Consider the following 7,442-nt stretch of genomic DNA (forward strand, 5'->3'; position numbering starts at 1 on the left):
TCCACTTCCAAAACTAATTCTCTTAGATTCTTTACTTTTTTTTGTAAAACCAATAACGTAAAGTTGCTGACTTCTACTTATATCAGAATCAAAAACCATGTATTTCTGATCTGGAGAAAAAGATGGGAAAGTACTTATAGCTAAACTTTTAGTAATTTTTTTCGTACGTTTACTGTTTAAATCTAAAGATAATATATTTGTCTCACCACCAAATGAATGAGAAATAAGAAAAGATTTGCCATCAGGAAAAAAACTAGGAGTAGAAATAACGCCTTCAAATATACTAACTATTGATTCAGTATTGTTTTTTAAATTCTTCAATATCATGTAGCTTCTGTCATCCAAATATGAGATATAAACAATACTCTCCCCATTTGGTGAAACCCCAGTATTGACACAAATTTATCGCCGTTTGTTAAGTATTTTATATCGCTTCCATCTTGACTCATAACAGCAATTTTGCGCATGGACTTGTAATTACTATCTCTTTCCTCTGCAATGTACTTTATTTCATGTTAAAATGCCCCTTTTCACCAATTAATCTATCATGTACTGCATCCGAAATAAGATGAGTAATTTCTCTCTAATCTTTTGCAGGAAAAACAACTGACTGGGTAAATAACTCTCTTTTTGTGAAAAAATCGAACAAATGAAATGATAGCTCTAAGGCACTACCAGATACTTTGTTTAAACTTACTGTAACTAAAGTATCGCTCTTCCAAGGTTTGAATGACATGGCTTCAGCTCCTACGCCTTGTTCTATATTAAATAAACCGCAATTGGATAAATTTTTCTCAATTATTTTTGTAATGCTTTCACTTAATTCACTTTCCAGCTTTGTCTTGCATGTACATTTGGACATAACAAAGTTGATATTACCAACACTATCCTTTCTTACATCAACATACAAAGCAGCTTTAGTAAAATAAGGAACAAATAACGGAAGAAGTAATATTAGCTTGAACAAGTAACTTCATTAGACTTTCTCCCTATCATCCCAGCAAATGTTTATTTTGAAGGTAAACTGCATACGGATGACGTCATGAAAGTAGCTAATACACGACCGTTCAAATCCTCGTGTTACAGCACGTGGGCATCAGCCTCTGGTGTTACTCCAGTGTATGACACTGGAATCCAGTTTTTTTGGTAATTTCATTGAAAATGTTGTGCAGTGCGCTTTTTTACAAGCAATTTTTCTAGATCCCAGTGTCACGTACTGGGATGACACCCTCCTGGTAAACTCAAATCACAATGCTTGTACAGCTGTATGCTTGACACAGGTCCTTTGTTTCTGGATTTTAGCGCCACATACTGGAATGACAAGGAGTACATTGTTAACTTCTCACTTAAATAATGGTTAAAAAAGAGGTTTATTTCATACCTGTTCTATCTGGACCTCAATTACAGGTCTTTTCAGTAAATATTCCTTTAAGATACTAAATATTGAGCTCTCAATCTTACTTCTTACTTTTCTTGTCGACTGTAAATTAAATGCTGACTCAACTGCCTTTATGATCCTTTGTATGATAGCTGCATCTCCTACTGCTTCTAAAACACCAGGCGCAAATACTTTTGGTTTAGTCAGCAATTTATTTTTCTTGTTTACAATTGCTGTCACTACAATAGTTCCAGCATCCCTCATCTTTCTACGCATTCTTATAACATTACTCTCCGGATGACGTAGCAAAATACCATCAACACCAAAATAGTCAACATTAATTGAATCAACTTTCTTTCCGTTCTCCAAGTTAACAATATCACCTGGTGCAATCATTATTGCTTTTTCCACACCACACTCTTTAGCAAATTTTACATGTGCATGCGTATGAATATACTCACCATGGACTGGAATAGATATTTTAGGTTTTACTAAAGAATACATTTCTCTTAGCTCTGCTTTGACTGGATGCCCAGAAGCATGAACACGTTCTGTTTTCTCAGTAACAATCTCCACTCCCATCTCAATGAAAGCATTGAATATAACATGTGCACGAGTTTCATTACCAGGAATAATCTTCGACGAAAAAATCACTGTATCGCCTTGTTGCATTTTAAATGCATGATGACTCTTATTAGCAAGTTTTGAAATTGCCGCCATTGGCTCACCTTGGCAACCAGTGCAGATTAATAATAACTTTTCCCTTGGCAAATCTGCCACATCTTTTACTTCACAAAATTCAACAGAATCGGTTAAATACCCACTATTTTGTGCAACTCTTACTATTCTCCACAAGGACCTACCAAGCAAAACCACTTTTCTACCTAGTGCCTTTGCAGCTTGGCCTACCGTTTCAATCCGTGCCACGTTTGAAGCAAATAACGATACAGCAACTAGCTTTTTAGACCGCCTTATTATATTATAAATATTGTTATAAATTTCACTTTCTGATTCAGGGTTATGCTTGCCTAACACATTTGTTGAATCACAAATTGCTGCAAGCAGATTACCTTTATCACCAATTTCCTTTAAACGACTTATGTTAGAAGTTAAACCAACAATAGGTTTTTGATCGAACTTCCAATCACCAGTATGAAGCGCGCTGCCCACATCAGTGCTAACTAATATTGAATGTGTTTCAGGAATTGAGTGAGTTACATTTATAAACTCAACAGTGAAAGGACTTAAATTTATACTGCCGTTTATATCCACCTCTTTCACAGATACCATACCTTCTAGCCGAAATTCTTTCAGTTTTTCCTTGAGAAAATTAGCCGTGAACTTTGTTGTATATATGGGACATTGTAACTCTTCCCACAAGTAAGGCACTGCACCGCAGTGGTCTTCATGTGCATGCGTAATTATTATTCCAAGCAAATCTTTCTTCCTTTGAGCAATAAAACTTACATCAGCAATTAATATCTCAATACCTGGCATAGTTTCATCGGCAAAACCAATACCAAGGTCAATCATAATCCACTTGCCTTGGTAATGATACAGGTTAACATTCATCCCAATCCTACCTACCCCTCCAAGTGGAAGAAATAAAAATTCGTTTTTGTTTATATTCATTAATTTTAAATTATTAAAATGTGAGGATAGCAAAACTTCGGCTTTAAATAAAGGAGTTTGTTACTTTCAGTAACCCTAAGGAGAAAAAGAAATCCTCAAGATTTTAGCTACTCTATTTACCAAAACTTATATCCAATGCAAGGTCGATATATACTCAATTTGACCCCAAACATTACTTTTAACCACAGTTGACTTTATCTAGTTAATATTCTAAACTGTAAAAAACAGATAGTTTTATGGCAATAAGTCTACTACAAGGCAAAAAGGGATTAATAACTGGAATAATAAACAAGAGATCGATAGCGTATGGTATAGTAAAAACTCTCTCAGAGCATGGTGCAGAATTTGCAGTCACTTACCAGAATGAAATGGTAAAAGAGAGATTATCATCAATAGCAGCTGAATTAAATGTGGAGCTAGTATTAAATTGTGATGTTGCAAATGAAGGAACTATAGATGATGTTTTCAAGTTAATAGAAGAAAAATGGGGTACCCTTGATTTTTTGGTACATGCAATTGCATTCTCTGACAAAAACGAATTAAGCGGCAAGTATGTTAATACTTCACTAAACAATTTCCAAAATGCAATGAACATATCATGCTATTCTTTCACTGCCTTAGCACAGAGGGCTGAAAAAATGATGCCAAATGGCGGCAGTTTACTTACTTTATCTTATTATGGTGCTGAAAAAGTTATGCCAAATTACAACGTCATGGGCTTGTGTAAAGCAGCACTTGAAGCAAGTGTAAAGTATCTAGCATGTGATTTAGGTCCACAAAACATCAGAGTAAATGCCATTTCTGCTGGTCCGATTAGAACTTTAGCGTCTTCTGGAATAAGTGATTTTCACTTCATATCAGAATGGAACAGAAATAATTCTCCTCTTAGACGCAACACTACTCTTGAGGATATTGGAAAAGCAGCACTATATTTATTAAGTGACCTAAGTAGTGGTACTACCGGAGAAATTTTACATGTTGATTCAGGATATAACGTTGTAGGGATGAAGGCAATTGATTCAAATATAATTAATAGCTACCAAAATTGAAAATCGAGCATGAGAAAAAAGCCTTCTAAAAACTGGTAACATGATTTATAATTACTGCCATAAACTTTAAATACTTTATGTTCAAGAAACTAGCTTGGTATTGGTCCTTCGTAGAGTTGATCAAAGGATTTATTATTACGCTCAGGTATGCGTTTAAACCGAAGGTTACGCTTAAGTACCCTATGGAAAAGGGTCCACTGAGCCCAAGATTTCGTGGCGAGCATGCATTGCGTAGATACTCAAACGGTGAAGAACGTTGCATAGCTTGTAAACTATGTGAAGTTATCTGCCCCGCTCAAGCAATAGTTATTGAAGTAGAGGAAAGAGAAGATGGTAGCCGCCGCACTACGCGTTATGATATTGATATGACAAAGTGCATATATTGCGGGCTTTGCCAGGAGGCATGTCCTGTTGACGCAATTGTCGAGGGTCCTAATTTTGAGTTTGTAACAGAAACAAGAGAAGAGCTAATGTATAATAAAGAAAAGCTATTGCGTAATGGTGAAATTTGGGAAGAAGCAATAGCACTCAGACTAAAAAAGGATGTATCGTACCACTAATGCTAGAAGTTTACAATATTAGACCTCTGTTATTCCAGCATCCTCTCATGTCACCCCAGTGCTTGACACTGGGATCCAGAAAAAAACGTGGTCACATACTGGCAAATATTGCTCTCCACTTATTATACAAGAGTTCCACTTATGATCAGAATTACTTTTTTAGCAAAACAAAAAGTAGAAGAATATAGCAGTAGAGTTACTGGTTTTGATATACTACAACCAGATATTTTAAAGGAAGCAATTGCCTTAAGGGTAAATGGTGAGTTGTATGATCTCTCACGTGAAATTGAATCTGATACAGAGATAGATGTGATACAACTTAATGATGAAGAGGGTTTGGATATAATAAGGCACGATGCTGCTCATATAATGGCTCAGGCAGTGAAAGAGCTCTTTCCTAATGCCCAGGTTACTATCGGTCCAACAATTCAGGATGGGTTCTATTACGATTTTGCTATAGATCGTGCTTTTACCACGGACGATCTTACTGCAATAGAAAAGAAAATGAAAGAAATTATAAAAAGTAACCACAGATTTATTCGAGAAGTTTGGACCCGTAAGCAAGCAATCAATTTTTTCAGTAGTATAGGTGAAAAATATAAGGTTGATATTATCTCCTCCATACCAGACAGCGAAGATCTAACTGTTTATAGACAAGGTGATTTTGTTGACTTATGTCGTGGTCCACACTCTCCTTCAACTAGCAAAGTCAAAGCGTTTAAACTCATGAAAGTCGCAGGAGCATATTGGCGTGGCAATGCAAAGGGTCCAATGTTGCAGCGAATATATGGTACCGCATGGCGAAACAAAGATGAACTAAACACTTATCTTAAACGTCTGGAAGAGGCAAAAAAACGTGACCATCGCAAAATCGCTAAGGATATGGACTTGTTTCACATTCGAGAGGAAGCTGTTGGACAAGTTTTTTGGCATGAACAGGGATATACTTTATATAACGTTCTTGAGTCTTACATAAGGAAAAAATTAATAAATAATGGCTATGCTGAGGTAAAAACCCCTATCTTAGTAAGCAAGGAGTTGTGGGAAAAATCGGGACATTGGGATAAGTTTCGTGAAAACATGTTTATCGTTGACGAATCTGAGAGTAAAAAACTAGCAATAAAACCCATGAATTGCCCTTGCCATGTACAGATTTTTAACTCTTATACAAGAAGCTATCGCAATTTACCAATACGTATGGCAGAATTCGGCATGTGCCATAGGAATGAAAGCTCAGGTTCATTACATGGACTGATGCGGGTACGCGGTTTTACACAAGATGACGCACACATTTTTTGCATGGAAGAACAAGTTAATTCTGAGACTGTAAAATTCTGTGCTCTTTTAAAAGAAGTATATTCAGAGCTTGGGTTCAATGAAATTTCTGTGAAATTTTCAGACCGTCCAAATGTTAGAGCAGGAGACAATGAAGTGTGGGATAGAGCTGAAAAAGCGTTGCTTGAAGCCGTTAAAGAAGCAGGACTCAGTTATGAACTTAACCCGGGTGAAGGTGCATTTTATGGTCCAAAGTTAGAGTTTATTTTGAAAGACGCAATAGGCAGAAGTTGGCAATGTGGAACGCTGCAAGTTGACTTCATTTTACCAGAACGTCTGGGGGCCTTTTACATAGGAGCAGACGGACAAAAATATCACCCTGTTATGTTGCACAGAGCAATCCTTGGAACTTTTGAACGTTTTATTGGAATTTTAATAGAGCACTATGCAGGAAAATTTCCGCTATGGCTCGCTCCAACACAACTTGTTATTTTAACCGTCACAAATGAAGCTGACAATTATGCCACAGAAATTAGTAACGTTTTAAAAGAACAAGGTGTTAGGGTTAAGACTGATTTAACCAATGAGAAAGTTAGTTATAAGATACGCTTGCATAGTTCAAACAAGGTGCCTATATTATGGATTGTAGGCAAAAATGAAGTTGCAAGCAAAACTGTGTCAGTGAGAAATTTAGGATCAGATAAGCAGGAGTCTTCTTCTTGTGAAAAAGCTGCTAAACTGCTATTAAAGAAAGTACTAATTTAAGTTAAGGGAGTTAAAACTTGCAAGTAAAAAAAAATAGAATTAATGAGTTCATTACAGCTAAGGAGGTACGTTTAGTTGACCATAATGGCGAAATGGTTGGAGTCGTATCAATAGGAAGAGCTTTGACATTTGCACAAAACGTCGGTTTAGACTTGGTGGAAGTTGCACCTGATTCAACTCCTCCAGTATGTAAAATACTGGATTATAGCAAACAAAAGTATGATGCAAAAAAGAAGGCAAGTGAAGCAAAAAAGAAACAAAAAACATTAACTATAAAAGAAATTAAACTAGGTCCCAACATTGGTGATCATGACTATGAAACAAAATTGCGTCACGCAAGGGATTTTCTTACACATGGACATAAAATTAAAGTTACAATGAAATTTAAAGGTAGAGAGATGATAAATACTGAAGTTGGGCTGGAAAAATTAGAACGGCTAATTAGGGACACTGAGGATATTGCAAAAATAGAATCAGCACCCAAACGGGAAGGAAATCAATATTTCTTAGCTCTGACTGCCAAGTAGCAGAATTTACTAAATAAAACCTTTGACTAGTTTTCATTTAAATAAACGACTATATTCTATAATTTTTAGGGCGTCAAGGATTGACTTTATCTTTCTTGAGCTCTCTACTAATTTAAAATAAATTTTGTTTTAAATTAAAAAGAAAACTGCTTGCATCTTGAAATTTGCTGCAAATAAGATTGAATATTTGCAAAAAATAGTGTATTACTATTAATACCTTTCAAGTTAATTTCTTATGGCTTTTTCTAAGTTCCTT

At 35.7% G+C, this 7,442-nt stretch carries 5 protein-coding genes and 1 pseudogene; 4 read left to right on the forward strand and 2 right to left on the reverse strand.

From position 1 onward, the window contains the following. Window positions 1-977, reverse strand: a pseudogene (locus CCY16_RS02600) (protein TolB); the annotation flags it as partial. Between the two features lie 398 nt (window positions 978-1,375). Then, window positions 1,376-3,010, reverse strand: a complete 1,635-nt coding sequence (locus tag CCY16_RS02605) for a ribonuclease J (protein ID WP_088414737.1) — start codon at window positions 3,008-3,010, stop codon at window positions 1,376-1,378. Window positions 3,011-3,246: 236 nt separating this feature from the next. Between CCY16_RS02605 and CCY16_RS02610 the strand changes: the two genes are divergently transcribed. From CCY16_RS02610 to infC, 4 genes are all read left to right on the forward strand, one after another. Further along, window positions 3,247-4,059, forward strand: coding sequence for an enoyl-ACP reductase FabI (locus tag CCY16_RS02610; protein ID WP_088414739.1), 813 nt, complete (start codon window positions 3,247-3,249; stop codon window positions 4,057-4,059). 77 nt (window positions 4,060-4,136) lie between these two features. After that, the gene (gene nuoI, locus CCY16_RS02615) at window positions 4,137-4,619 is read left to right on the forward strand and encodes an NADH-quinone oxidoreductase subunit NuoI (RefSeq protein ID WP_088414741.1); all 483 of its coding nucleotides are present in this window, start codon (window positions 4,137-4,139) and stop codon (window positions 4,617-4,619) included. Between the two features lie 141 nt (window positions 4,620-4,760). Next, complete coding sequence (gene thrS / locus CCY16_RS02620) at window positions 4,761-6,659, forward strand: threonine--tRNA ligase (RefSeq protein ID WP_088414745.1); 1,899 nt, start codon at window positions 4,761-4,763, stop codon at window positions 6,657-6,659. Window positions 6,660-6,676: 17 nt separating this feature from the next. After that, window positions 6,677-7,186: a translation initiation factor IF-3 gene (gene infC / locus CCY16_RS02625; RefSeq protein ID WP_088414743.1), complete on the forward strand. Its 510-nt coding sequence runs from the start codon at window positions 6,677-6,679 to the stop codon at window positions 7,184-7,186. Window positions 7,187-7,442 lie beyond the last annotated feature (256 nt).

This window comes from Wolbachia endosymbiont of Wuchereria bancrofti (assembly GCF_002204235.2).
Taxonomy (GTDB): domain Bacteria; phylum Pseudomonadota; class Alphaproteobacteria; order Rickettsiales; family Anaplasmataceae; genus Wolbachia.

Excerpts from the sequence above, each read along its gene's own strand:
- CCY16_RS02605 (WP_088414737.1), bottom strand. The coding sequence starts at position 3,010 with ATGAATATAAACAAAAACGAATTTTTATTTCTTCCACTTGGAGGGGTA.
- CCY16_RS02610 (WP_088414739.1), top strand. The coding sequence starts at position 3,247 with ATGGCAATAAGTCTACTACAAGGCAAAAAGGGATTAATAACTGGAATA.
- nuoI (WP_088414741.1), top strand. The coding sequence starts at position 4,137 with ATGTTCAAGAAACTAGCTTGGTATTGGTCCTTCGTAGAGTTGATCAAA.
- thrS (WP_088414745.1), top strand. The coding sequence starts at position 4,761 with ATGATCAGAATTACTTTTTTAGCAAAACAAAAAGTAGAAGAATATAGC.